23 protein-coding genes are annotated in these 23,265 nt (G+C 60.2%); 14 read left to right on the forward strand and 9 right to left on the reverse strand.

Features of this window, described 5'->3' with window-relative positions:
• Window positions 1-8 precede the first annotated feature (8 nt).
• From phnA to KHO33_RS04035, 3 genes are read left to right on the forward strand one after another with little or no spacing between them, the layout of a single operon-like run.
• Window positions 9-1,304 (forward strand): phosphonoacetate hydrolase, encoded by a 1,296-nt coding sequence (gene phnA, locus KHO33_RS04025; protein ID WP_200561429.1) that lies wholly within the window; start codon window positions 9-11, stop codon window positions 1,302-1,304.
• Complete coding sequence (phnY, locus tag KHO33_RS04030; RefSeq protein ID WP_200561431.1) at window positions 1,301-2,752, forward strand: phosphonoacetaldehyde dehydrogenase; 1,452 nt, start codon at window positions 1,301-1,303, stop codon at window positions 2,750-2,752. The genes phnA and phnY overlap by 4 nt, the downstream gene beginning before the upstream one ends.
• 27 nt (window positions 2,753-2,779) lie before the next feature.
• On the forward strand, window positions 2,780-3,463 hold the full coding sequence (locus tag KHO33_RS04035; protein ID WP_200561659.1) for an MgtC/SapB family protein: 684 nt from the start codon (window positions 2,780-2,782) through the stop codon (window positions 3,461-3,463).
• Between the two features lie 55 nt (window positions 3,464-3,518).
• Here KHO33_RS04035 and KHO33_RS04040 read toward each other — a convergent pair whose 3' ends face one another.
• The 5 genes from KHO33_RS04040 to KHO33_RS04060 all read right to left on the reverse strand — a co-directional run bounded on the left by KHO33_RS04040 (window position 3,519) and on the right by KHO33_RS04060 (window position 8,574).
• The gene (locus KHO33_RS04040) at window positions 3,519-4,505 is read right to left on the reverse strand and encodes a LysR family transcriptional regulator (RefSeq protein WP_234475130.1); all 987 of its coding nucleotides are present in this window, start codon (window positions 4,503-4,505) and stop codon (window positions 3,519-3,521) included.
• A 153-nt stretch (window positions 4,506-4,658) separates the two neighbouring features.
• Window positions 4,659-5,375, reverse strand: a complete 717-nt coding sequence (locus KHO33_RS04045; protein ID WP_236074656.1) for an EthD family reductase — start codon at window positions 5,373-5,375, stop codon at window positions 4,659-4,661.
• 2 nt (window positions 5,376-5,377) lie between these two features.
• A complete protein-coding gene (gene hpaC, locus KHO33_RS04050; RefSeq protein WP_200561433.1) occupies window positions 5,378-5,932 on the reverse strand; it encodes a 4-hydroxyphenylacetate 3-monooxygenase, reductase component in 555 nt (184 codons plus the stop codon).
• A gap of 13 nt (window positions 5,933-5,945) precedes the next feature.
• Window positions 5,946-7,163 carry an acyl-CoA dehydrogenase family protein gene (locus tag KHO33_RS04055; RefSeq protein WP_200561435.1) on the reverse strand — a complete coding sequence of 406 codons (1,218 nt, stop codon included), beginning with the start codon at window positions 7,161-7,163 and terminating at the stop codon, window positions 5,946-5,948.
• Window positions 7,164-7,236: 73 nt separating this feature from the next.
• Complete coding sequence (locus KHO33_RS04060) at window positions 7,237-8,574, reverse strand: MFS transporter (protein ID WP_200561436.1); 1,338 nt, start codon at window positions 8,572-8,574, stop codon at window positions 7,237-7,239.
• 395 nt (window positions 8,575-8,969) lie between these two features.
• On the opposite strand from KHO33_RS04060, the gene KHO33_RS04065 reads away from it, so the two are divergent.
• Together KHO33_RS04065 and KHO33_RS04070 are read left to right on the forward strand one after the other, a co-directional pair.
• Window positions 8,970-9,617, forward strand: a complete 648-nt coding sequence (locus KHO33_RS04065) for a TetR/AcrR family transcriptional regulator (RefSeq protein WP_328822070.1) — start codon at window positions 8,970-8,972, stop codon at window positions 9,615-9,617.
• A 117-nt stretch (window positions 9,618-9,734) separates the two neighbouring features.
• Complete coding sequence (locus KHO33_RS04070) at window positions 9,735-10,139, forward strand: VOC family protein (RefSeq protein WP_200561440.1); 405 nt, start codon at window positions 9,735-9,737, stop codon at window positions 10,137-10,139.
• Window positions 10,140-10,192: 53 nt separating this feature from the next.
• Here KHO33_RS04070 and KHO33_RS04075 read toward each other — a convergent pair whose 3' ends face one another.
• The gene (locus KHO33_RS04075; protein ID WP_167378395.1) at window positions 10,193-10,351 is read right to left on the reverse strand and encodes a hypothetical protein; all 159 of its coding nucleotides are present in this window, start codon (window positions 10,349-10,351) and stop codon (window positions 10,193-10,195) included.
• A 40-nt stretch (window positions 10,352-10,391) separates the two neighbouring features.
• Complete coding sequence (locus KHO33_RS04080; RefSeq protein WP_054034863.1) at window positions 10,392-10,598, reverse strand: hypothetical protein; 207 nt, start codon at window positions 10,596-10,598, stop codon at window positions 10,392-10,394.
• A gap of 417 nt (window positions 10,599-11,015) precedes the next feature.
• Between KHO33_RS04080 and KHO33_RS04085 the strand changes: the two genes are divergently transcribed.
• From KHO33_RS04085 to KHO33_RS04115, 7 genes are all read left to right on the forward strand, one after another.
• Complete coding sequence (locus tag KHO33_RS04085) at window positions 11,016-12,266, forward strand: metal-dependent hydrolase family protein (protein WP_200561442.1); 1,251 nt, start codon at window positions 11,016-11,018, stop codon at window positions 12,264-12,266.
• Between the two features lie 50 nt (window positions 12,267-12,316).
• Window positions 12,317-13,687, forward strand: a complete 1,371-nt coding sequence (locus KHO33_RS04090) for an MFS transporter (protein ID WP_200561444.1) — start codon at window positions 12,317-12,319, stop codon at window positions 13,685-13,687.
• Between the two features lie 279 nt (window positions 13,688-13,966).
• Window positions 13,967-14,365 (forward strand): RcnB family protein, encoded by a 399-nt coding sequence (locus tag KHO33_RS04095; protein ID WP_054034866.1) that lies wholly within the window; start codon window positions 13,967-13,969, stop codon window positions 14,363-14,365.
• 168 nt (window positions 14,366-14,533) lie between these two features.
• Window positions 14,534-15,268 (forward strand): FadR/GntR family transcriptional regulator, encoded by a 735-nt coding sequence (locus KHO33_RS04100; protein WP_054034867.1) that lies wholly within the window; start codon window positions 14,534-14,536, stop codon window positions 15,266-15,268.
• 512 nt (window positions 15,269-15,780) lie between these two features.
• Window positions 15,781-16,821, forward strand: coding sequence for a sugar ABC transporter substrate-binding protein (locus KHO33_RS04105; protein ID WP_407946159.1), 1,041 nt, complete (start codon window positions 15,781-15,783; stop codon window positions 16,819-16,821).
• Between the two features lie 8 nt (window positions 16,822-16,829).
• A complete protein-coding gene (locus KHO33_RS04110; RefSeq protein ID WP_236074657.1) occupies window positions 16,830-17,816 on the forward strand; it encodes an ABC transporter permease in 987 nt (328 codons plus the stop codon).
• Window positions 17,816-18,586, forward strand: a complete 771-nt coding sequence (locus KHO33_RS04115) for an ATP-binding cassette domain-containing protein (RefSeq protein WP_054034869.1) — start codon at window positions 17,816-17,818, stop codon at window positions 18,584-18,586. The genes KHO33_RS04110 and KHO33_RS04115 overlap by 1 nt, the downstream gene beginning before the upstream one ends.
• A gap of 78 nt (window positions 18,587-18,664) precedes the next feature.
• Here the strand turns inward: KHO33_RS04115 and KHO33_RS04120 are convergent, their stop codons facing one another.
• The gene (locus tag KHO33_RS04120) at window positions 18,665-19,441 is read right to left on the reverse strand and encodes a response regulator transcription factor (RefSeq protein WP_211629145.1); all 777 of its coding nucleotides are present in this window, start codon (window positions 19,439-19,441) and stop codon (window positions 18,665-18,667) included.
• Window positions 19,442-19,814: 373 nt separating this feature from the next.
• Here KHO33_RS04120 and KHO33_RS04125 point away from each other — a divergent pair, with 373 nt between their 5' ends.
• Together KHO33_RS04125 and KHO33_RS04130 are read left to right on the forward strand one after the other, a co-directional pair.
• Entirely contained in the window at window positions 19,815-20,894 is a 1,080-nt protein-coding gene (locus KHO33_RS04125) for a serine hydrolase domain-containing protein (RefSeq protein WP_456291054.1), read from the forward strand.
• Window positions 20,895-21,106: 212 nt separating this feature from the next.
• Window positions 21,107-22,051, forward strand: coding sequence for a cupin domain-containing protein (locus KHO33_RS04130; RefSeq protein WP_200561451.1), 945 nt, complete (start codon window positions 21,107-21,109; stop codon window positions 22,049-22,051).
• Here KHO33_RS04130 and KHO33_RS04135 read toward each other — a convergent pair.
• Window positions 22,048-23,001, reverse strand: coding sequence for a LysR family transcriptional regulator (locus KHO33_RS04135; protein ID WP_200561453.1), 954 nt, complete (start codon window positions 22,999-23,001; stop codon window positions 22,048-22,050). The genes KHO33_RS04130 and KHO33_RS04135 overlap by 4 nt on opposite strands.
• Between the last annotated feature and the right edge of the window lie 264 nt (window positions 23,002-23,265).

The following is a 23,265-nucleotide window of genomic DNA, read 5'->3' on the forward strand; positions in this document are numbered from 1 at the left end:
AACTCGACATGAATTCAGTTTCAACCATAGCAGTCAACGGTCGAAGCTATCGTTTGCCGCATCGGCCGACGGTTATCGTCTGCATCGACGGGTGCGAATACGATTATCTGCATCGGGCGGCGGAAGCTGGCGCCACGCCGTTCCTGCGCGAGCTGCTCGAAAACGGCACGGCGCTCCACGCGAAATGCGTGATGCCATCCTTCACCAACCCGAACAACCTCTCGATCGTGTGCGGCGCTCCGCCGGCCGTGCACGGCATCTGCGGCAACTATTTCTACGATCGCGATGCCGACGCGGGCCGTGGCCGCGAGGTGCTGATGAACGATCCGCGCTATCTGCGGGCCGGCACCCTGCTGGCTGCCGCGGCCGAAGCGGGTTCCCGGGTGGCTGTGGTCACCGCGAAAGACAAGTTGCGCGCGCTGCTTGGCCATGGACTGGACGGCATCTGCGTGTCGGCGGAAAAGGCCGACGAGGCCAGCGTCGAAGCAAACGGCATCGAGCGCTTGCTGGAGCGCGTGAATATGCCGCTGCCCGATGTGTACAGCGCGGCACTCTCCGAATTCGTCTTTGCGACCGGTGTGTGGCTGCTCGAAAACGATCGCGCCGATCTGATGTATCTGTCGACGACCGACTATGTCCAGCACAAGTTTGCCCCGGGCACGGACGGCGCAAACGCGTTCTACGCGATGATGGACCGGTATCTGTTGCGTCTGCACGAACTGGGCGCCGTACTCGGCATCACGGCGGATCACGGGATGAACGCGAAGCACGATCCGAAGACCGGCGAGCCGAACATTATCTATCTGCAGGACCTGCTCGACGACTGGCTCGGGCGCTGCGTTGAAGAGGGCGGTCCACGTGTGATTCTGCCGATCACGGATCCGTACGTGCGCCACCACGGGGCCCTCGGCTCTTACGCGACGGTGTATCTGCCGGCCGGCGACGACGGCGTCGTGTTGCGCAGGCGCCTGGCGGGATTGCCACATATCGAGGCAGTGTTGACCCGTGAAGAAGCGTGCGCGCGCTTCGAACTACCGCCCGACCGCGTGGGTGATCTCGTCGTCATCAGTGACAAATCTTATGTGCTCGGCAGCAGTGCCGCGGCGCACGATCTCTCGGGATTGACGGTGCCGTTGCGCTCGCATGGCGGCCTGTCGGAGCAGACCGTGCCGCTGTTGTTCAACCGTGCGCTTGCCGGGCCGCTCGAAGACCGCACCCTGAGGAATTTCGACGTTTTCCATATCGCGTTGAATGCACTTCAGGAACAACCTGCCATCGCACCTCATCCGGAGCAGCACGCATGAACACGATTGATCTGGAACCGCTGCAGTTTCGTGAAGAGACGCTGCGCATCAATGGCAAGAAGCTGACGCGCGACCGCGTGATCGAAGTGACCAATCCCTACACCGGGGACGTGGTGGGCACTGTGCCCAAGGCTTCGGTCGACGACGTCCGCATGGCTTACGAGGCCGCGCTCCGATACCGGCCGACGCTGTCACGCTTCGAGCGCGCTTCGATTCTCAACCGCGCCGCGGAACTGCTGCGCAGCCGAACCGAAGAGGCCGCTGCGCTCATCACGCTCGAATCGGGTCTGTGCATGAAGGATTCGCGCTATGAGATTGGACGCGTGGCGGACGTGTTCAACTTCTCCGCGAACGAGGCGTTGCGCGACGATGGTCAGGTGTTTTCATGCGACCTCACGCCCCACGGAAAGAAGCGCCGTGTGATCACGCAGCGCGAACCGCTCCTTGGCGTCATCACGGCAATCACGCCGTTCAATCACCCGATGAACCAGGTCGCGCACAAGATCGCGCCGGCGATCGCCACCAACAACCGTACCGTGCTTAAACCATCGGAAAAGGTGCCGCTGTCCGCCTGCTATCTGGCGGATCTGCTTTATGAAGCGGGGCTGCCGCCGCCGATGTTGCAGGTCGTGACCGGCGATCCGGCGGAAATTGCCGACGAGCTGATCATGAATCCGAATGTCGCGCTGGTGACGTTCACGGGCGGCGTCGCAATCGGCAAATACATCGCTGAGCGGGCAGGTTATCGACGCGTGGTACTGGAACTTGGCGGCAACGATCCGCTGATCGTGATGGACGATGCCGATCTCGGGCGCGCTTCGGACCTTGCCGTGCTCGGTTCGTACAAAAACTCCGGGCAACGTTGCACTGCGATCAAACGGATTCTGGTGCACCGGACGGTGGCTGATCGCTTCACCGAACTGGTGGTCGAAAAGACCCGGGCGTGGAAGTGTGGGAACCCAGGCGACGCCAACACCGACATGGGCACGGTCATCGACGAAGCGGCCGCGTCGTTGTTCGAGGCGCGGGTCAATGAAGCGATCGCACAGGGCGCACGCCTGTTGGTTGGCAACGAGCGTCAGGGGGCACTCTTTCCGCCGACCGTTCTGGACCGGGTCACACCGTCGATGGAACTGGTCGCGCAGGAAACGTTCGGGCCAGTCTCGCCGATCATTGCATTCAACGATCTTGACGACGCCATCCGCATAGCCAACGGCACAGCGTATGGCCTGTCGTCCGGAGTCTGCACGGACAGTCTCGAGAACATCACGCGTTTCGCAAATGAACTCAACGTGGGAACCGTGAACGTTTGGGAAGTGCCCGGCTACCGGATCGAGTTGACGCCGTTCGGCGGCATAAAGGATTCGGGGCTGGGCCATAAGGAGGGCGTTCAGGAAGCGATGAAGAGCTTCACGAACGTGAAGACCTTTACCCTGCCTTGGGGCTGACAAAAAAACGACAACGAGGAGAACATGATGCCGGGCAATATCGAACTGATCGCAAGGTTGCTCTTTGCCGCGGTGTTGGGCGGCGTCATCGGCTTCGAGCGGGAGCGGTTTGCTTTTCCGGCCGGACTGCGTACGCATATGCTGGTGTGCGTGGCGTCCTCGCTGGTGATGATGGTCTCGGCGTTCGGCTTCGAGGACACCCGCTCGATGCCGAACGTCGCCCTCGATCCATCACGTGTCGCGGCGCAGGTCGTGTCGGGAATCGGCTTTCTCGGCGCCGGCGCTATTCTGTTGCGCGGCGAGGTAGTGCGAGGGTTGACGACGGCCGCGAGTGTCTGGGCCGTCGCGGGCATCGGGCTCGCGGCAGGTGGAGGGCTCTACGTGCTGGCGTTGGCGTCGACGGTGATCATTCTGGTGACGCTCACATGGGTCAAACCTGTCGCGCGGCAGTTGCGGACGAAAGGGAAACTGCGCCGGGCATTGCGCCTTCAGGTGGATCGAGGTGCGATCACGCTGCCCGTCCTGTGTCGCCTGTTCGGCGAGGACAGCCCCCGGCTCAGGCACATCAGCGTTCATCCGGACGACGATGAACAACGGGACCTGGTCACGATTTCGCTGTCGCGCATGTCTGCCGACGAATTCGTTGCGTACCGCAACATGCTTTGCGAATTGATCGGTGTGCGCGAGGTCGAGGAGATCGAAGTGCACTGAGGGGAGTGGTTCATCCAGTCCGTTTCAGTTGCCGATCCTCAATGGACCCGGAACCCTAAGCCCGCTTTGCTTTCCCAGTCTTGCCGACAGCAGGGGACTTCCGCATGCGTTCTGCGCCTTCCGGTGGATCGGCCTGATGAAACATATCGTAAATGGCGTCGACCAGCCAGGCGATTCCCGGGTCCGCCGAGAACTGCGCATGGCAATGGACCTGAATTTCAATGGGTGGCAACGAGAAGGGCAGCGGGAGGATGCGGAAGGACTTGTTGCGGTTAAAGCGCTGCGCGATGCTTCTGGGGAAAATGACGGCGAGATCGGTGTTCTGAACGATCTCGGGCGCGACGACAAAATGAGGCAGGCGCAGCACGATATCGCGGCGCAGATTCAATTCCTCCAGCCATTGCTCGACCATCCGGTGTCCGGTTGCGTTTGTACTTGCGTAGACATAGCGCAAGCCCGCGAGGTCTTCCTTGGTCGGTTTCAGTTTGCGCAAAGGGTGACCCGCCCGCACAACGCAAACATGTTCGTCGAAGAATAGCGTCCTGCTCACGCAACCTGAATCCAGACCCGGAACGTAACCGAGCGCGAGATCGATTTCACCGCTGCGCATCGCGGCGCTCACTGAATCGACGGAGACATTCGCGATCTCGATCCGGATGCCGCGCGCAGTACGGTCGAGCATCGAGAGCAGTGGCGGCAGGAAAAAGTACTCCGACATATCCGACATCGACACGCGGAATACGCGCGTCGTCGTAGCTGGGTCGAATTTCGCGAGCTGCTGCACTGCCCCGTTGATGATCTCGAACGCCTGCGTGAGCGGTGCGTGCAAACGCAGTGCCGCATCTGTGGGCACCATGCCGCTGGGCGTGCGCACAAAGAGCGGGTCGTCGAAAAAGCCACGCAGCCGGCGGAGCGCGTGGCTCACCGCAGGTTGCGTGAGCCCGAGGCGTTCGCCCGCAGCGGTCAGGCTGCGTAGATCCGAAATGGCCAGAAACACGCGCAGCAGATTCAAATCCGTAATGCCAGAGTGCGACTTTGTCATGACGTTCGGATCGCGGCAGTGAAGGAGTCTGACGATCGCGTTGCGTCAGGCTCTGGCTGTTAAAACGGACGCGCAACTTTCGGTGCGACAGTATCCGGTTCGCAGAGCGGGACCTGACAGCCGCCTACTGCTTAGGGCTATCCGCGTCCGGCTTTACGTCCGCTGCAGATTACCGTAAATGCTGTGCATAGGGAAATGCGAGGCCGGTCCGCTGTACGGCGGGAATGCGTCGAAATCCTGCTTCATCTGCGCGCGTATCGGCGAGGCCAGCGCTGCGGCCAGCCCCGCGGAATCGTCGAAGACCACTTTGTTCCGCTGCATGGCGGTTGCTTGCGGAATATCTAAACCGGTTCGATAGTCGACCCGCGTATAGATTTCCAGCTCACGAATGCCGGGCAGCTGTGCCATGAGCGGAGGATGATGCTTAAGATAGTGCGTTAACCACGCATTGAAATTGTGGGCTTCTCCTTCATAGCCGACGAGATATGTACATTTCTCAGCCGGATCTCCAATGCCGGGGGCATTGGGCGTGGCAAATTTTCTCACCGCCATGAGTTGCTGCGCGAATGCAAGGCGGTCCTGGGCGGCGTCTATCGTTTGCTCCACGATCGTGTGTGCGGCACCGCCGCGTTGAAGCACCGCTTCAGCAGGATCGAGATCGTCGAAATACCATTGCAGTGCCCAGCGTGGCTTCAAAGCATGTTCGTTTGACTGAGGATCGCCATTCGCCGACTCGATAGAGCGATGGATCACGAAGCGCCGCAGCCCTTCCACGTTCTGTGACACCGCTTGAATCAACGATATATCGATGTCGCGCGGCTCCGGATGCATGCCATTGCTGTAGCCGATAAAAAACAGACAGACTTCCACGTTCACCTCGCTGCGCTTGCGACGACTGGCTGCGCCGTTGCTTCTGGCTGCGCCGTTGCTTCTGGCCGCGCGAGGCGGTGGAACTGCCGGCCAAAGTAGATCAATCCATCGCCTTCCGATCTGGTCGAGATATGCCCGATTTCCACAAACATGACCGAATGCGAGCCGACACTCTTGAGGTCGACGATCTCGCCTTCGAGACTTGCAATCGCATGCGAGAGGACTGGGGCTGACTGATGTCCGATCGTCCATGCATGACGTGCGAACCGCTCATCCATCGAACAGGCTGTCATGCCCGCGAAATCACGCGCGACGTCCTGACATTCCGCCGCCAGCACATTGATGCACACGCTCCGGTTGCGATGCAGAACATCGTGTACGTAACTGGCCTGATTGATACAAACGAGCATCGTAGGCGGCGCATCCGTCACGGAACAGACTGCGCTTGCGGTAATCCCGCAACGTCCGCTCGGGCCATCCGTGGTGATGATGTTGACGGCCGCGGGCAGGCACGCCATCGCATCGCGGAAACGCCGTTTGGTGTCGTCGATCGTCATGATTGTCCTCTCATCAGGGATACGGCGTTACCGGCGCGATGCCGGCAAACAGCGCGCCTGATGCGTCGTAGGTGCCTTCTCCAAGGAACGCATGCTGCGTCACGACAATCGAGTCGCGTACCAATCGCTGCAGCCGATTCTCGCGGTAGATCGCCGCGATGCCCGCCAACTGATAGGCCTGCATCACGACCTCCGCACACACTTGCGCAGCGTGAGTCGCGCTGAGGCGCATCAGATTGGCCTGATGCTGTGTCACAGGATCGCCGGCGACGATGGTCTGCCACACCGATTCGGCGGACTCGTAGAAGAACGCGCGAGTACTGCGCCAGTTGGCCTCTGCTTTCGCGAGACCGGAGCGGTAGTAACCGCGGTCTGCAAGACGCGGGGCGCCGGTGGTGGTTTTAGTCGATCCCGACATGTCGGTCAGCAGATCGAGCGCGGCACGCGCGAGGCCGATGTTGACGGCGGCGTGCACTTGCGCCTGATACGCAACGGCGGGATAGCGGTAGAGCGGTTCGTCGATCAGCGCCTGGCCGCCGCGAACGAATGTCCATTGCTCGTCGACGAATTTGTCGCGAAGCCGCAGATCGTGGCTGCCGGTGCCCTGCATACCGACCACGTTCCAGTTCTCGACGATCTCGACTTCGTGCGCCGGGAATACGGCGGTGAATGGTTTTCCTGCGCCTGTATCACCCGAATTAGCGGGCGTGCCGCCGATCCCCACGCCGATCCAGTCCGCGCCCTTGCAACCGCTTGCAAATCGCCATTGGCCGCTGACCATGAAACCACCCGGCACTTTGGCGGCCGGCTGCAGCGGATAGAGTCCGCCGGCAAAAACCTGATCCGGTCCTTTCGCATAGATATGCTGCTGCGTTTCGATTGGGAGCGACGCGAGATAGGTATTCGCCGACCCGAACGCGGCGACCCACGCGGTCGATCCGTCGGCGATTGCGATGCGCTCGAGCATGCGCAGAAACTGCGGCGGCGGCAGCGCGTCTCCACCGAAACGGCGCGGCGTACTTGCGCGATAGATGCCCGCGCGTTTCATCTTTGCGATCATGTCGCGCGGAACATGCGACAACTGATCGAACTCGTCCCTGCGACGCTCTATTTCTTCGATCAGAACATCGAGAGAAAGGGGACCCGCGTACTCCGGATACGGATCGGTTTGATCGACGACGCGAGGTTCATAGGCGTGCGTCGGAAGGCTGGCACTTTGAAGGCTTTGCATGATGGCAGGGTGTCGGAATTGAATAATCGATCCGTCTGGTGCGGCTGCGCCTCGGCGCTGCCGCTTGACGGCGTTAAGCGCTTTCTTTCGCCTGAAGTCTCAGAGCCTTCGGGAAAGTCTCGGGCGCAAGACAGGTCGCGAGCACGGTGATCAGTCCGAGAACAACGAGGTAAATGACGACTGGCGTGGCGCTACGGTAGTGAGCGAGCAGTGCGGTCGCGATCATCGGCGACAGGCCGCCGCCGAGTACCGACGACATCTCGCGGCCAATGCCAAGACCCGAGAAACGCAGATGGACGGGCAACAATTCGCTGATGAAAGCTGGCTGAGCGCCTTCGAGGATACCCAGTGTGATGCTGTTGGCGAGGACGAGCGCCAGGATGACTTTCCACAGCACACCCGAGCCGAGCAGCACGAAGTAAGGGTAGGCGACCAGCACCATTGCGATCGCGCCGGCGAGATAAACCGGCTTGCGGCCGATTTTGTCCGTCACGTGACCCATTACGAGCGAAACGGGGATCATCAGCAGCATCGAGACGGTCAAGCCACCCAGAATCCAGCTTGATGGCAGGCCGACAAACCGGCCGTAGGCAATCGAAAAAGCGAAGAAGATGTACGACGCAGCGCCTTCGCCAAAGCGCAGGCCGAAAACAGTCAACACCTGACGCGGACATTGGCGAAGCACTTCGATAATCGGCATGCGGCTGTCGCGGCGCGTGGCTTTGACCTCGGCGAACTCGGCGCTTTCGTCGACGGAGCGGCGCATCCACAGCCCGAGCGCGACTAACACGGCGCTGCACAGGAACGGCACGCGCCAGCCCCAACTCAGAAAGTCGGAAGACGACAGCGTCTGGACGAGCAGAAACGCAGCAGTGGAAAGAACGAAGCCGAATGCGGCGCCGCAGGGACTCCATGCAGACAGCGCACCGCGTTTCGATGCGGGCGCGTTTTCATGGATCAGCAAAATACTGCCGCTCCATTCCCCACCTGCCGCAAGACCCTGCAAGATGCGCAGCAGGACCAGCAAGATGGGGGCCGCGATGCCGATTTGCTGATAAGTCGGCAGGAGGCCCATGCAGACGGTCGCGCTGCCCATCATCAACAGCGTGAGCATCATGACCGTCTTACGGCCGTACCGGTCCCCGATGTGGCCGCACAGCACGCCGCCAATCGGACGGGCAATGAAGCCGACCGTAAAGCCGCCGAATGCCGCAATCGTCCCGGTCAGCGGATCGGTACCGATGGGAAAGAACAGGTGGCCGAATACCAGCGCGGCGGCGGTTCCATAGAGAAAAAAGTCGTACCACTCGAGAATCTGGCCGAGCACTGCAGTCGTCACCGCGCGGCGAACCTTGCTGGCCGGACGTAGGTCGGATAGGGGAGCAAGCGTAGCTGTTGCGTCAGGATTCATGGCATTTCGCAGATCACGGTGTTGGAGATCCCGCCTCTCGATAACACGGATCGGCAGGTACGACGATGCGCACGGGGCAGGCATGTCCGCACAATATGGCCGAGGCAAAAGCCGGTCAAATTCAGGACAAAAATGAACGACATGAATGGCGTGCATGACGACTCATGCAGATGCATGAAGTCAGCCGGGGCGCGGAGCGTCACTTCTAGCCGCTGGCGTCGACGTCGACCGACGTGATGACTTTGTGGCAAGCTTGCTCCCACATCGAGCCGGACGACCATCTCCCGACCGAACCATTCGTTGCCACCCAACCACGTGATTGCCGCATGCCTCGACAGCCGACTCCATCGCCGCTCAAACCGCGCAGGGCGCCCAGCCAGCCCCGTTCTGAACGCATGGTCGCCACCTTGCTCGAAGCGGCCGCACAGGTGCTTGAAACGAAGGGACTCGAAGGGTTCAATACGAACGCGGTCGCCGAACGCGCCGGCGTTAGCATTGGTTCGCTGTATCAGTACTTCCCGAGCAAGGATGCGTTGACGATCGCGCTGATGCAGCGTGAAAGTGAACGCTTCTATCGCGATGCGCTGGTTGCCCTCGATCACCCTAGCGGACCGATCGCGCTCACGCATCTGATCGACGTCTCAGTGCGGCAGCAGTTCGCGAGACCTACGCTTGCACGGCTGCTCGACGTCGAGGAGAGCAGGCCGCAACTGCGCATGGCGCTGGCTAGCACCGGATCGGTGCGCAGCGTGTTATTGGAAGTCCTCGTGCGTGACGGTTTGCCACCGCAAGAGGACGTGGCTGTCGCCGCGAGCGATCTGATGGCGATCGTTCGTGGACTCGTCGACGCCGCTGGCGAGCGCGAGGAGACAGACACAACTGGACTCACTCGCCGCGTGACGGCCGCCGTATTGGGCTATCTGACGATGATGTCGAGTGCGGAAGGTAGTGACGATTCGCCCGCCGAAGACACGCCGCAACCCGCGAGCAAACGCGAGCAGGCCGTACGCAAGGCGGGGACGCGAGGGCTGAAACGCCCGTAGGACGGGGCTGAGCGGCTGCCGACGCAAACGCGGCGACGCGAGTATTGAACGCGAGCTTTTACTCGTAACATTCTCCGTACGGAACGCAACGAGCGATCCAATTCAACGGAGATCGACATGACCCATATCACCACCACCATGAAGCTCAACCACGTGAGCTTCCCTTCGTCCGATGTAAGCGCCACCGCCACTTTCTTCGAGGCTCATCTAGGCTGTACCGTCGCCGGGCGCGGCGCGAGCTGGCTTCTGAAACGTCCCGGATTCGACATCGTGATCGAGGACGCTGCTGATCATCCGGTCGCGTGGCCGCATAACTTTCACATCGGCTTTGAACTGCCGACCCTCGACGAGGTTCGCACGCTCTATGACGAGATGCTAGCAGCAGATGTCGTGATGAAAACCGGCGTGTTCAAGCATGAACGCGGCTCGCGATTTTTCTGTGAAGTACCGGGCGGCGTTCTCGTCGAAATCAATACCCGTTCAGATGCCGACGAGAAGTATCGAGGCACCTTCGATCTCTGACATCTTGGGCGACGGGACTGCAGACATTTTTTGTTAGCGACTTGCGCTTGTCATCAGCGCCTGTCGCGCATCACTTCCCAGCAATCGCGATGATCCATCCGGCTGAGTTTGCGCCGTCGCGTCATTTCGCGCCAATAGTGAACGGCGACCAGCAGCACGGCGGCGCTCAACCCACACAGGCCCACAACGATTCCTGTCCACGATTCGGCCACGGAACACTCCTTGACTGTGAAACAGATCAAGCGATACGTGTCATTCGTCGTTCAGGATACGAGCGGCAGCCTTCAGAAACATCTGTCCGTCGTGAGTAATGAGAGGGCGCTGTTGCCCGGAAGGGAGGTTCTCCAGCGTGACGAGCTGACGGTCCAGAAGCGCTTCCAGATCGGCACCGTCCAGACTCAGCCAATCCGGCGCATCTTTGAGCAGCATGAGGGTCGCGAATTCGTGCGGACTGAGCATCTCCGTCTCCTGGCCAATCCTGCTTTGCTGGGAACCTGATCCGTTGGCCTCGCTACGCGAGCAGGATCGATTCGGGGATGGCTACTGCAGGCTGTCACCTTGCGTTCGGGTGACATGTCGCGCGCCATGGCATTCATCTTAATGCTGAGTTGTCCAATAGATCAATATTTGGGAAAAAATTTTTCGCTATTTTTACGGGGCCTTCGTGAAGCCGTCGCGGTGCAGCATGACCTGTTGAGCGGCAATCGCGTGCCGCTTCGCACAACGTGTTCGTTAGCGCACAGACGTGATGCGTGTCACACTGATCCTGGTGAATGCTGCTGGCAGCGCTTCCATATGCTTCCATATGCCCGTCTGCATACTCGAGGTGAATTCCGGATGCCTGGCGCTGCGATCGAAACCTGAAGGAGACAACCGTTGACCACCTTCCTCCTACGTAACGGCGCACTGCTCGACCCTACCCATCCTGATCTTTTACAAGGCTTCGAAGTCCTCATCGAGGACGGTTTCGTCCGCGAGGTTTCGGACAAGCCGATAAAAGGCGGTAGCGCAAGCGTGATTGACGTCAAAGGCAAAACGATCATGCCGGGGCTGATCGATCTGCATGTGCATGTCGTTGCGATCGAGTTCAACCTGCCGCGCGTGGCGACGCTACCCAACGTGCTGGTGACGCTGCGCGCCGTGCCGATCATGCGTGCGATGCTGCGCCGCGGCTTCACCACCGTGCGTGACGCAGGGGGTGCCGGGTATCCATTCAAGCAGGCGGTCGAGTCAGGGCTGATCGAAGGTCCGCGGCTTTTCGTGTCCGGCCGCGCGTTAAGCCAGACTGGTGGTCACGCCGATCCGCGCGCCCGCTCCGACTTCATGCCGCCCGATTCACCCTGCGGATGCTGCGTGCGTGTGGGTGCGCTTGGCCGCGTGGCGGACGGCGTCGATGAAGTGCGCCGGGCTGTGCGCGAGGAACTGCAGATGGGCGCCGACCAGATCAAGATCATGGCCTCGGGCGGTGTTGCTTCGCCGACCGATCCGGTCGGCGCATTCGGTTACTCCGAAGATGAGATCCGCGCGATCGTAGCGGAAGCTCAGGGGCGCGGCACCTATGTGCTCGCACACGCCTATACGGCTGCGGCGATCGCGCGCGCAGTGCGTTGTGGCGTACGCACGATCGAGCACGGCAATCTGATTGACGATGAGACCGCCCGCCTCGTCGCGGAGCATGGCGCGTATGTGGTGCCAACCCTTGTTACTTACGACGCCCTTGCAAGCGAAGGCGAGAAGTATGGCTTGCCGCCGGAAAGCATTGCCAAGGTCGCGGACGTGCACGGCGCCGGCATGCACTCGATCGAAATCATGAAGCGCGCCGGGGTCAAGATGGGCTTCGGCACGGACTTGCTCGGCGAGGCACAGCGTCTGCAAAGCGATGAATTCCGGATCCTGGCCGAGGTTCTGTCACCAGCCGAGGTGATTGCGAGCGCGACCCTGGTTGGCGCGGAAGTGCTGGGCATGCAGGACAAGCTCGGCAGAATCATGCCGGGTGCCCATGCCGATGTGCTGGTGGTCGACGGCAATCCTCTCAAGTCCGTCGATTGCCTGTTGGGCCAGGGTGAGCATATTCCGCTCGTGATGAAGGATGGCCGGCTCTTCGTCAACGAACTCGAAAGATATTGACCGTAGTACGCTCGTCCGCGGTGCCCCACAGTCCCTATCGGAGCCTGTTCATGACGATGATTTCCGCCCGCATCGAGCGCTTGCCGTTTTCAGCTTTTCACCGCCGTCTGCTATTGATGGGCGGCCTCGGCTACACCTTCGATGCAATGGACGCCGCCGTGCTCGCTTTCCTGCTGCCCGTGTTGCGCACGCAATGGGGGCTGACGAGCGTACAGACGGGCGTACTGGGAAGCGGCACGTTCATCGGCTATTTCGTCGGCGCGATGCTGGCGGGCATGCTCGGCGATGTCATCGGCCGGCGCAAGGTCATGATGTACGCGCTCGTGATTTACTGTGTTGCGTCGCTTGCCAGTGCACTGGCGAATGACTGGGGATTTTTTCTCGCGACGCGAATTGTCGCCGGCTTGGGGACGGGGGCGGAGAGCGCCATCGTCGCGCCGTTTCTCTCGGAGTTCGTTGCGCGGCGGTATCGCGGGAGTTTCACGGGCAGCCTCGCGGGGTTTTTCTCCTTTGGCTTCGTGGCGGCTGCACTGCTCGGCTATCTGGTGATCCCGCTCGCGCCCAATGCGTGGCGCGCCGTGATGGTCATCACCGCGCTGCCCATTCTGATGCTGCTGTGGTGGCGCCGCGCGTTGCCCGAGTCGCCGCGCTGGCTCGAGGCGCGTGACCGGCACGCGGAAGCCGATGCGATCGTGTCTCGGATGGAGGCGGAGGTCACTCAAGCGGGCGTGCAGTTGGAGCCGCTGTCTCCGGTGCGCGGCGGAACCGTTCCGCTCGCAGCCGGACGAGCCTCGATCGTTGCGAACGTCAAGGCGTTGTGGGCGACGAAACTCGCGCGCATCACAGCCATGACGTGGCTGATGTGGCTATCCATCACGTTCAGCTATTACGCTTTCTTCACGTGGATTCCCGGCTTGCTGGTTCAGAATGGAATGACGATCACGCGGAGCTTTTCGTATTCGCTCGTGATCTACATTGCACAGATCCCGGGATACTTTTCAGGCGCGTGGCTCAACGAGAAAATCGGCCGGCAGGCGACGATCGCGTCATACATGATATTGGGCGGCGTATCGGCGCTTGGGCTTGCGTTGACGCGTACGGATGCCGGCATCATGGTGTCGGGAATCCTGCTGTCGTTCTTCATGAACGGCACCTACGCCGGCGTTTACGCCTATACCCCCGAGGTGTTCCCCACCGACGTGCGCGCAACGGGCACCGGGCTCGCTTCGTCAGTTGGCCGGCTGGGCGCGATTGCTGCACCTATCCTCGTCGGGTACGTCTATCCGAAGCTGGGCTTTGGCGGGGTGTTCGGCGCGACAACGCTTGTGCTGCTGACGGGTGCAATGGCCGTGCTACTCATGGGAGTGCCGACACGCGGAAGATCGCTCGAGGACATTGCAGCAGGGCAAATCGAGCAGTAAGAACAGTAAGAAAAGTAAGTTGCGTGCCTAGCCCGGCCACCGTCATCTGCGCATGCTCCGATGACGCCACTGTGTCACGTGACTCGAACCCGTGAAGCGATCCCGCGCTGTTTTGGCGAACAGGCGTTCTTATGACATTATCTGCCAGCGCAGACGTGGTGAGCGTTGATGAGCGAACTACGTCGCGCAGCCATGCAATCAACACGCAGCAGGCGTTTCACGGCAGCCACAGCTTCGAGCGCCACACTGTTATCGCGTCATTCTCTCAGAGGCAAAGCCATGAAGTTGACCATTGCCGCACCACTTTTGCTCATTTCGTTACTCGGCACGTCCACGGCCGTCTTTGCGCAGCAGCACGACGACAATCACGGCGGCGGACAGCCTTCGCACGACAGACAGAATCAGGGTCACGGGGGCCAGCATGGACATGGCCACGGGCCTGCGCCGCACGATGCATCTTTGGGAGGGCCGGGCGGTCCCGTTCCTCACAACGACTGGCACAAGGGTGAGCGGCTTCCGACGGAATACCGCGACCGTAATTACGTTGTCGACAACTGGCACGAGCACGGCTTGCAGGCGCCGCCGCGCGGGTATCAGTGGGTCGGCGTGAACGGCGACTATGTACTCGCCGCCATCGCAACGGGTGTCATTGCCAATGTGCTGCTAGCCGGGCACTAGCCAATCGAGCTGGACTCGATTAGCGCCAAATGTCGCGTGCTATGCTTGGACCGGCAAGTATCTCCACGCTACCCAGCTCTATCCGTGTCGACGACGAGGTAAGTGCCATTCAGAACGCCGCACCGGTCGGCGCAAAAACTGAGCCGGACACGACCGCGATCGTTGACCATGGACTATCGTCATCTGCAGCAGCGCAAGAGCCTGCACGGCCGCATTGTGCAGGAGCTCGGCATGGATATCGTCGGCGGCAAGGTGCAGCCGGGGCAGCGGTTGCCTGCTGAAGCCGACCTGTGCGAGCGCTATGGCGTGAGCCGCCCCGTGCTGCGCGAGGCCACCCGTGTGCTCGTGGCGAAAGGGCTGGTCGTGTCGAAACCGCGTGTCGGCAGTGTTGTGAAGCCTCGCGCGGAATGGCACATGCTCGATCCCGATGTCCTGTTCTGGACGATCAATAGTGTTCCCGAAGGCGAGTTCTTCAGCTCGCTCCTAACCGTGCGCCGCGTTATCGAGCCCGCGGCGGCGGCACTCGCCGCCACGGCTGCAACAAGCGACGATCTTGCGCGCATCGCATCGGCTTACGACCAGATGGAGCGCGCGGAAACCGCAAGCGCGCTACTGGATCCTGACCTCGAGTTTCACCGCGCCATCATGGCGGCCACCCACAACGACCTGCTGGCCTATATCGGCAACATGCTGTCACTTGCGCTAACGGAATCGATCAAGCTGACAAGTCGTCATCCCGACACGCATGCGCTTTCGTTGCCGCGGCACAAGGCGATTCTCACTGCAATCCAGAGCCGCGACCCGTTGGGCGCGCGGCATGCAAGTCTGGTCCAGCTCGACAATGCGCGCGCGGACGCCGAGCGCGTTCTGGAAACCGGCAGCCAGTTTCAGACAGAACCCTGATACGAACACGTCGGCTTAGCCGAACTATTGGGAAAAGCGTAGCAGACGCGTTTCATTCTTCCTGTCTCTTTCCTTCCAGACGCTAACTGGATAGTAATACTATTAAAGTGGTCTATCGTCCAGATCATTTCGACAGTGCACGACCCGCGGCAGGCGAGCGAGGCCTGTCCTGTCGTTGTGTTGCGCTGCACGGCGGGACGCGAATAGGGTATAGCCGCGCTGCACCGCAAAAGATTAATTAGTCGGACTAGTTAAGGGTATACATCGATTAGTAGGCAATAGGGCGTGATATAGCATTTTCTGGAGGGTAGTCATGCGTACGCGCGTGCACGTGGGTTTCATGAAAGGAATGATTCCCGGCTCCGGTGCTGTTCTTGCCGGGGCTTTTCCTGCTTGCGCCGTCATGGACATTGAAGTGTTCAACAACTGAGAGACGGGAGACTGAGATGGCGCAAGCGAAGGAAGACAAAGACCAGGCGGACCAAAGGGACCAAAAGGACGAAGTGCAAGGCATGCGCCGCGGCTTGCTGCAGGGCGCGGGCCTGTCCGCTGCACTGGCGCTAATGGGTGGAATAATCACGCCGGCGCAGGCGGCGGAAGCCGGATCGTTCCCGGCGCACAAACGGTGGAAGATCGTATTCGTCAACCACGTCACGACGAATCCGTTCTTCGTTCCCACGCAATACGGCATTCAGGATGCGACCGCGTTGCTGGGCATGGACTATCAATGGACCGGCTCGGCCAATGCCGACATCGGCGAAATGGTGAATGCGGTCAACGCGGCGATTGCCGGGAAAGCTGACGCAATCGCCGTACCGATCGTCGATCCCAAGGCGTTCGACAAACCCATCCAGGCCGCGCTCGACGCCGGCATCCCCGTGTTCGCCTATAACGCCGATGCGCCCTCGGGTTCGACGAATCCACGCCTTGCCTATATCGGCCAGGATCTTTATCTGTCCGGCTACCAGATGGGCGAGCGAATCGTCAGCCTCATCGACAGCGGCCTCGTCGCGCTCTTTATTGCCACGCCAGGCCAGCTCAACATTCAGCCCCGGCTTGACGGCGCAGCGGCTGCAATCAAGAAATCGGGCAAGAAGATCGACGTGCAGACCATCGCAACGGGTGCGACCGTCAACGAGGAACTATCGAAGATCAAGTCCTTCTTTCTCGGCCACCAGGATCTCAAAGGCATGTTTGCCGTGGATGCGGGCAGCACCCAGGGCGTTGCCGAGGTGATGAAAGAATCCAACCTGCCCGCCAAAGGTGTGCACGGCGGCGGCTTTGATCTGTTGCCGCGCACGGTCGATCTGATCCACGAAGGTTTCCTGGACTTCACGATCGACCAGCAACCCTATGTACAGGGTTTTTATACGGTGCTGGAGGCCTTCATCTTTCTTTCGTCCGGCGGCCTCGTTGGGCCGGCCAATATCAACACGGGTCTGAAGTTCGTCACCAAGGGCACCGTCGATCCATACCTGAACACCTCGACGCGCTATGAAGGCAAAAGCACGAAAGCCCAGATCGTGCCGCGCACAGGCGCGATCAAAGGGTGAGCTCTGCCGTGCCGGATCAACCACCCGCTAAACGTCCGAGGCGCTGGTCAAGCGCGCTCGGGCGTTCCAGCGAGATTCGCATCTTTGCCGTCGCGCTCATCCTTTGCATCTACTTCGAGACAGTCAACCATGACTTCCTGCTGACCGGCGCGAGTCTGCAGAATCTCTCGCAGTTCATCGCCCCGGTGGCGATCATTGCCTTTGGTGAAATCATGCTGATGATCGGAGGAGAGATCGATCTTTCCGCCGGGATGGTTTTTGCGTTTGCGCCTTTCATCATGCATTTTTCTCTCGAAGCAGGCCTGCCGGCATGGCTTGCGATGTTCACCGGCGTTATTGCGGCAGGACTCGTCGGGCTCATTAACGGGGCGGTGACGGTCTATCTGCGCATCCCATCTTTTGTGACGACGCTCGGTACGTTGTTCTTCGTGAACGGCCTTACGCTGACAATCTCGCGAGGTACACCGGTTTCGCCACCGGAGGATTCCGTATTTGCTGCAGTCATGGGGGGCTGGGGATACAGCGAGATCATCTGGACGCTGGCCATTGCCGCGGTCATGCACGTGCTGCTTCGTCATACACGCTGGGGGTTGCATACGATCGCGTCGGGCGCGAATCCGCTGGGCGCGAGCGAAGCAGGGATACAGGTCAGGCGGCTGAAGCTCGGCAACTTTATTCTTGCCGCGCTACTGGCCGGCTTGACCGGGATTCTGGAGGGTTTTCGTATTACGTCGATCGATCCGCAAGCGGGCGGCAATCAGATCATGTTTCTCGCCGTTGCCGCAGCCGTGATTGGCGGCACGCCGCTCGCGGGTGGATCGGGCACGATCATCGGCGGTTTGATCGGTGCGGCGGTGCTCGGCATTCTCAACGACGGCTTCACGCTGATCGGCATCAACGCCTTCACCTTCAACATGATTCTCGGCGCGGCGATTCTCGGGGCCATGATCTTCAACATCCACGTGGTTCGTCTCGCGCGCAAAGGGGAGTTGTGATGTCCGAGGTGCTGGAGGCGCTGCGCGGCGAAGATATTGTCAAGCGTTTCGGCGCGGTCACCGCGCTCGACGGCGTGTCGCTGACGCTAAGACAAGGTGAGATCCTTGGCGTGCTGGGCGACAACGGCGCGGGCAAATCGACGCTGATCAAGATTCTGACCGGGTTTCATCAGCAGACCAGCGGCAAGCTTTTTGTAGGTGGCGAAGAAACCATGCTTCGCTCGGTCGATCACGCCCGTTCACTCGGCATTGAATGCGTCTACCAGGATCTGGCGCTCGCCAATTCGCTGAGCATCTATCACAACATGTTTCTGAATCGGGAAATCATACGTCGAGGCCCGTTTCGCCTCTTGAACAATCGCGCCATGCGTGAGCGCGCCGCGGAGTGTCTTGAAGAAATCGGCGTGCACGTGCCTTCGGTCGACCTGCCGGTCGAGCAGCTTTCCGGCGGGCAGCGCCAAGCTATCGCAGTTGCGCGCGCGGTCAATTCGAATGCCAGGATATTGCTGCTTGACGAGCCGCTCGCCGCGATGGGCGCTCGCGAGGCCGGACTGATCATCGACCTGATCCTTCGACTCAAGAATAAAGGTGGCCTGTCCATCATCATGATCATGCACAACTACGCTCAGACGCTCGACATTGCGGACCGCGTGATGCTGATGCAGCGCGGACGTGTCACTTACCAGCGGGAAGCAGCCAGCACGTCGGTCGAGGAACTGATGGATATCGTGCGACGCGAATATCGGGCAATGCGGGCAGCGACAAACTGACAGCGCGCGGTACGTTGCAGATCGATGTCGCCTCGCGCATGTCGCGATTTCGCCGAGCCGTTCGTGCTGTTGCTGAAGTCAGTCGGTTCCTTGCCGCCCACCGGCCGACAGACCTTGATCGTGGGCAGGATCCGTGACTGGCGGGACGCCGAGTTTGATCCCGCTATCCGCCAGCATGACGATGAGTTCCGTACGGCGCCGCAGATTGAAATGCGCAAGCAGATGACTGACGTACTTTCGTACCGTAATGTCCTCGAGCCCCATTCTTAGTGCAATGGCCTTGGAGGGAAGTCCACGCACCAGCCACGCCAACGTTTCGAACTCTCTCGGCGTGAGTCCCAGTTCGGTTGCGTTGCTCACTTGCGAATGACCACTCGACTGTGTTTTTCCGGCGTTATTTTCCGGAGCCTCGTCCGTCCCCATGTCATGCCTCAGCTTCGCGATGCTGGAGGCGGGCAGGAACACGCCGCCGGCAAGCGCCGCGCTAATCGCTGCATGAAGCGCTTCAGGCGGCGACGATTTGGGTACGTATCCCATGGCGCGAAGTTCGATGCATCGACTAATGGTTTCCACACTCTCGTCGGCCGATATCACGATCACCGGTAGCGACGGTCGCGATTCTTTCAATTCGGCAAGCGCGTTGTAACCGTGACCATCGGGAAGATCGAGATCGAGAAAAACGATGTTCAGGAACTCGCCAAGCGCATGATTCAGGCCTTGCGACAGCGTACTCGCGTGCAGCAATTCGATGTCCGGAAAGAGCTCTCTGAGTAGAAGCGCCAATCCGGCTCTGAATAGCTCGTGATCATCGACGATCAGTACGCGCATTCCATGGTCTCCCAGGACCGCTTTCAAGGCGAGCCGCAATGACACAGCGGACGAGGCTACATCTGTAGCAATCACCCGCTGTTGTTCAGACCAAATAGTACTCGCAGTTCATCTATGCTACGGACAGTTTGCGGCTGCCCTATATGGCATTGGCTAAAAAGTGGCGGCTTTCGCCAGTCACCTGACGAGTGCGTCGCAATTCGTAATTTTCCGCAAGAATGTGCTGATCCACTTGCCAACGGAATATCGGCAGTCCGTCGTTTAAAGACGAAGTGTACGAAGTGATTTTTGATGATGTTCCAAGCCGCACCGATACGCGGTTCCAAAGGGCTCGTGGTGTTAATCCTGAAACGCTCTTCGTTCAGACGGCAACAATTTGCGTTGGCTACAGGAGATGAGTTTGAAAGTTACTCGCAGGGCCTTCCTTGCACTTGCCATCGCTGATCTGGTGGCGCAGAGCTCGATCTCTTTCGCAGGACAGTCATCTGACGCGATAGATTGGCCGGGAGCAGAGTGGGACCGTATCACGCCCGAGCAGGCGGGATGGTCGGCCGACGCGCTTGCGCAGGCCCATGGCTATGCTCAATCGATCGGCACGGCGACGCTCGTCATCGTGCATCGCGGTCGCATGCTTGACAGCTTGGGTGATATTGCTCGCAAGCTGCAGGTCAATTCAGTACGTAAGAGCCTTCTCAGTGCGCTGATTGGCATCGCCGTGGCAGAGAAAAAAATCGATCCCGACACAAGCCTGGCAAGCCTGAATATCGACGACACGCCTCCCGGCCTGACCGATGCGGAGAAAGAAGCAACAGTTCGGCAGCTACTCCAGGCGCGTTCAGGCGTATATCATCCGGCGCTCTACGAAACAGTCGGGGAGAAGCGGCTGCGGCCTGCTCGCGGCAGTCACCCTCCCGGCACGTTCTGGTATTACAACAACTGGGACTTCAACGTTCTCGGTGCGATTTATGAACGTGCGGTCGGGGCATCGATTTTCGAGAGCTTCCGGCAGCGCATTGCGAGTCCGATCGGGATGCAGGATTACCGTCCGCAGGATGGGCATTACGTCCGTGGACCGGAGTCCATGTATCCCGCCTATCTGTTCCATCTGAGTGCGCGCGACCTGGCTCGTTTCGGCTTGCTATACCTTCGGTCCGGCCAATGGAATAACGAGGCTATTGTTCCCGCAAGCTGGGTCAGCGAAAGTACCCGGGCCTGGTCCGAAAATCGCCTTCATTCCGGATATGGCTATCTCTGGTGGACCGGGTTGGCCGATCGACGCACTGCGGTGATGGATCTGCCGCCCGGTGGTTTCTGGGCCGATGGCCATGGTGGCCAGTTCGTGGTGGTCGATCCCGTGAACGACATTGTCGTCGTCCATCAAACCGATGGGCGGAAGGTCACTGAACGGCAAATGGGCCATCTTATGTGGTTGATTTATACGGCTGCCCACGTCAGCGATCCCGGGGCTGATCCTGTTTAGGCGAGAAAGCAACGACCGCACCGCCCCATCCCGCACACGCAGCAATTCCCGCCGAAGCGTACGCACGGTGTGCCCATTTGCGCAAAAGTGATTTCGATTTCCGGCACTTCTGAGGCCAGCGGCCCGCACCTATAGTCAGGTCAGCTTTCGGACGCTAACCCCAACTTCATGATGGGACCCGGACGAAACCCGCCTAACCAAAGGAGCAGACCATGTTGACCAGGACATCCCCGGCGCTTCTCGCCGAACCCGCTGCTGCGACTCTGGACGCGCAATACTTCGAATACACGTCGTCCGCCAATCCGATCGGCGCGAAGCTCATCTCGCGCGTGCCTTTCCGCAATTTTCCGCCTTCGCTGTACGCGGATGGCGCAACGCGAGTCGTGCCGCTCGACCTCTCCGCAGAGTTGGGTTGCCCAGGCCCTGCGACCGGTCCCGGCTTGAGCGCCAATTTCCTGCGCATCAACGCAGGCGATGCATTGACGCTTGCCCCGAATGCGACCTCACAGGTCTGCTACGTCATTAGCGGGACCGGCAGCGTGACGCAGGCCGAAACGAGCTTCCCGTTCGCGCGGGGCGATTTTTTCACGTTGCCAGGCGGTGATGCCGCTGTGCTATCCGCCGACGCGACGGCCACGCTCTATTACGTCAACGATGCGCCGCTGCTTACCTATCTCGGCACGACCGGCGTCCGCGCGCGTTTTGCGCCGACGCTCTATCCGGCTGCGCAGGCACAGGCGGAATTGCGCAAGGTTTCGGAAGAAGCCAATGCGGGGCGCCGCAACCGCATCAGCGTGCTGATGGGCAACGCCAACTTCCCGCAGACGAGAACGGTCACGCATGTGTTGTGGGCCATGTTCGGCATTGTGCCGCCCAACTCGATCCAGAAGCCGCACCGTCACCAGTCGATTGCACTCGACTTCATTGCTGGGGGGCAGCCAGGTGTCTATACCCTGGTGGGTACCGAACTGGATGAGAACGGCAATATCGTCAATCCGACACGCGTCAATTGGGAAGCCGGGATGGCGTTCGTTACGCCGCCGGGATACTGGCACGCGCATTTCAATGAAACGGACGAAAACGCTTATGTGATTCCAATTCAGGATGCCGGCTTGCAGACCTGGCTGCGTACGCTCGACATTCGCTTCGCCCGTTAAGCCTTAAGCGCCAACGCGAGTCCGTCGTCCCAGTACGGCGGCTCGCCAAACATCTCGGCGTAGAAATCCACGAACGCGCGCACTTTCGACGAGACGATTTTCTTCGGCGGGTAGACCGCCCAGACCGCTGGTTCGGCTCGCCCCGTGCGCGCCTCCCATTCAGGTAGCACGTGCTGCAGGTGTCCTTCGCGCAGGGCTGTAGACGCAAGCCACGTCGGCAGAAGCGCCAGGCCGCAGCCGGCCACAGCGAGTTCCAATACTGCTTCGGAGTCGTCTGCGCGCAAGCGTCCTTGCAATTCCACCTGTACCTGTTCCGGCGACGCCTGTGCATCCGCGACGCGGGTGAAAGACCATTTGTCGTCCGGCAGCAGGGACAAGCGAAGCGTATCGTGCGCGGCCAGATCTTCAGGGACAAGAGGCATCCCGCTGTGCTCGAAATACGCCGGGCTACCGCAGACGATACGACGATGCGGCGCAATGCGTTTAGCCATCAACGAAGAGTCGGGCAACACGCCGATACGGATCGCCACGTCAATGCCGGCTTCGATCATGTTGAGCGTTTCATCGGTCGACACGATATCGAGGCCAATGTCGGGGTAGCGCGTCATGAACGCCGGCAGATGCGGCACGATATGCCGGCGCCCGAATGCCGAGGGCATCGTAACGCGCAGCACGCCTTGCGGTGTGAGATTCAACGATGACGTAACCTGGCGTGCGTCATCGAGCGCCTGCAGGGCGATCATGGCGTGTTCGCGAAACAGTCTGCCGCCTTCGGTCAGGACGAGTCCTCGCGTCGACCGGTTGAACAGGGCAATGCCCAGATCCTTTTCGAGCTCGCTGACGTAGCGTGAGACGGTCGAGGTCTTGACTGCCATTTCATGGGCTGTCTTGCTGAAGCTCTGCAGCTCCGCTGCGTTAATGAAGGCCCGTACCGCGGCAAAATAATCCATGGCTAGATTTCCCGCATGAAACAACGGACGAGTTGTGGCAAGTAAAAAATTCACCCTCAGAAAATGCCAGGCGACTGACTGTCAACGATCGACGTGCATGTGTCGCTGTGAGTGTCGAAGGATAACCCCTTAGTCATCACTCTTGCAGCAAGAAACGGGGGGCTGCTGAAGCGAACATGACACCAATGTAATGTGAGCGTCAGCGTGCATCCATCTTCACCGTACAGAATAAGGAACACTCACTCACGTTTCCAAGAGGTGGTG

Source organism: Paraburkholderia nemoris (assembly GCF_905221015.1).
Taxonomy (GTDB): domain Bacteria; phylum Pseudomonadota; class Gammaproteobacteria; order Burkholderiales; family Burkholderiaceae; genus Paraburkholderia; species Paraburkholderia nemoris.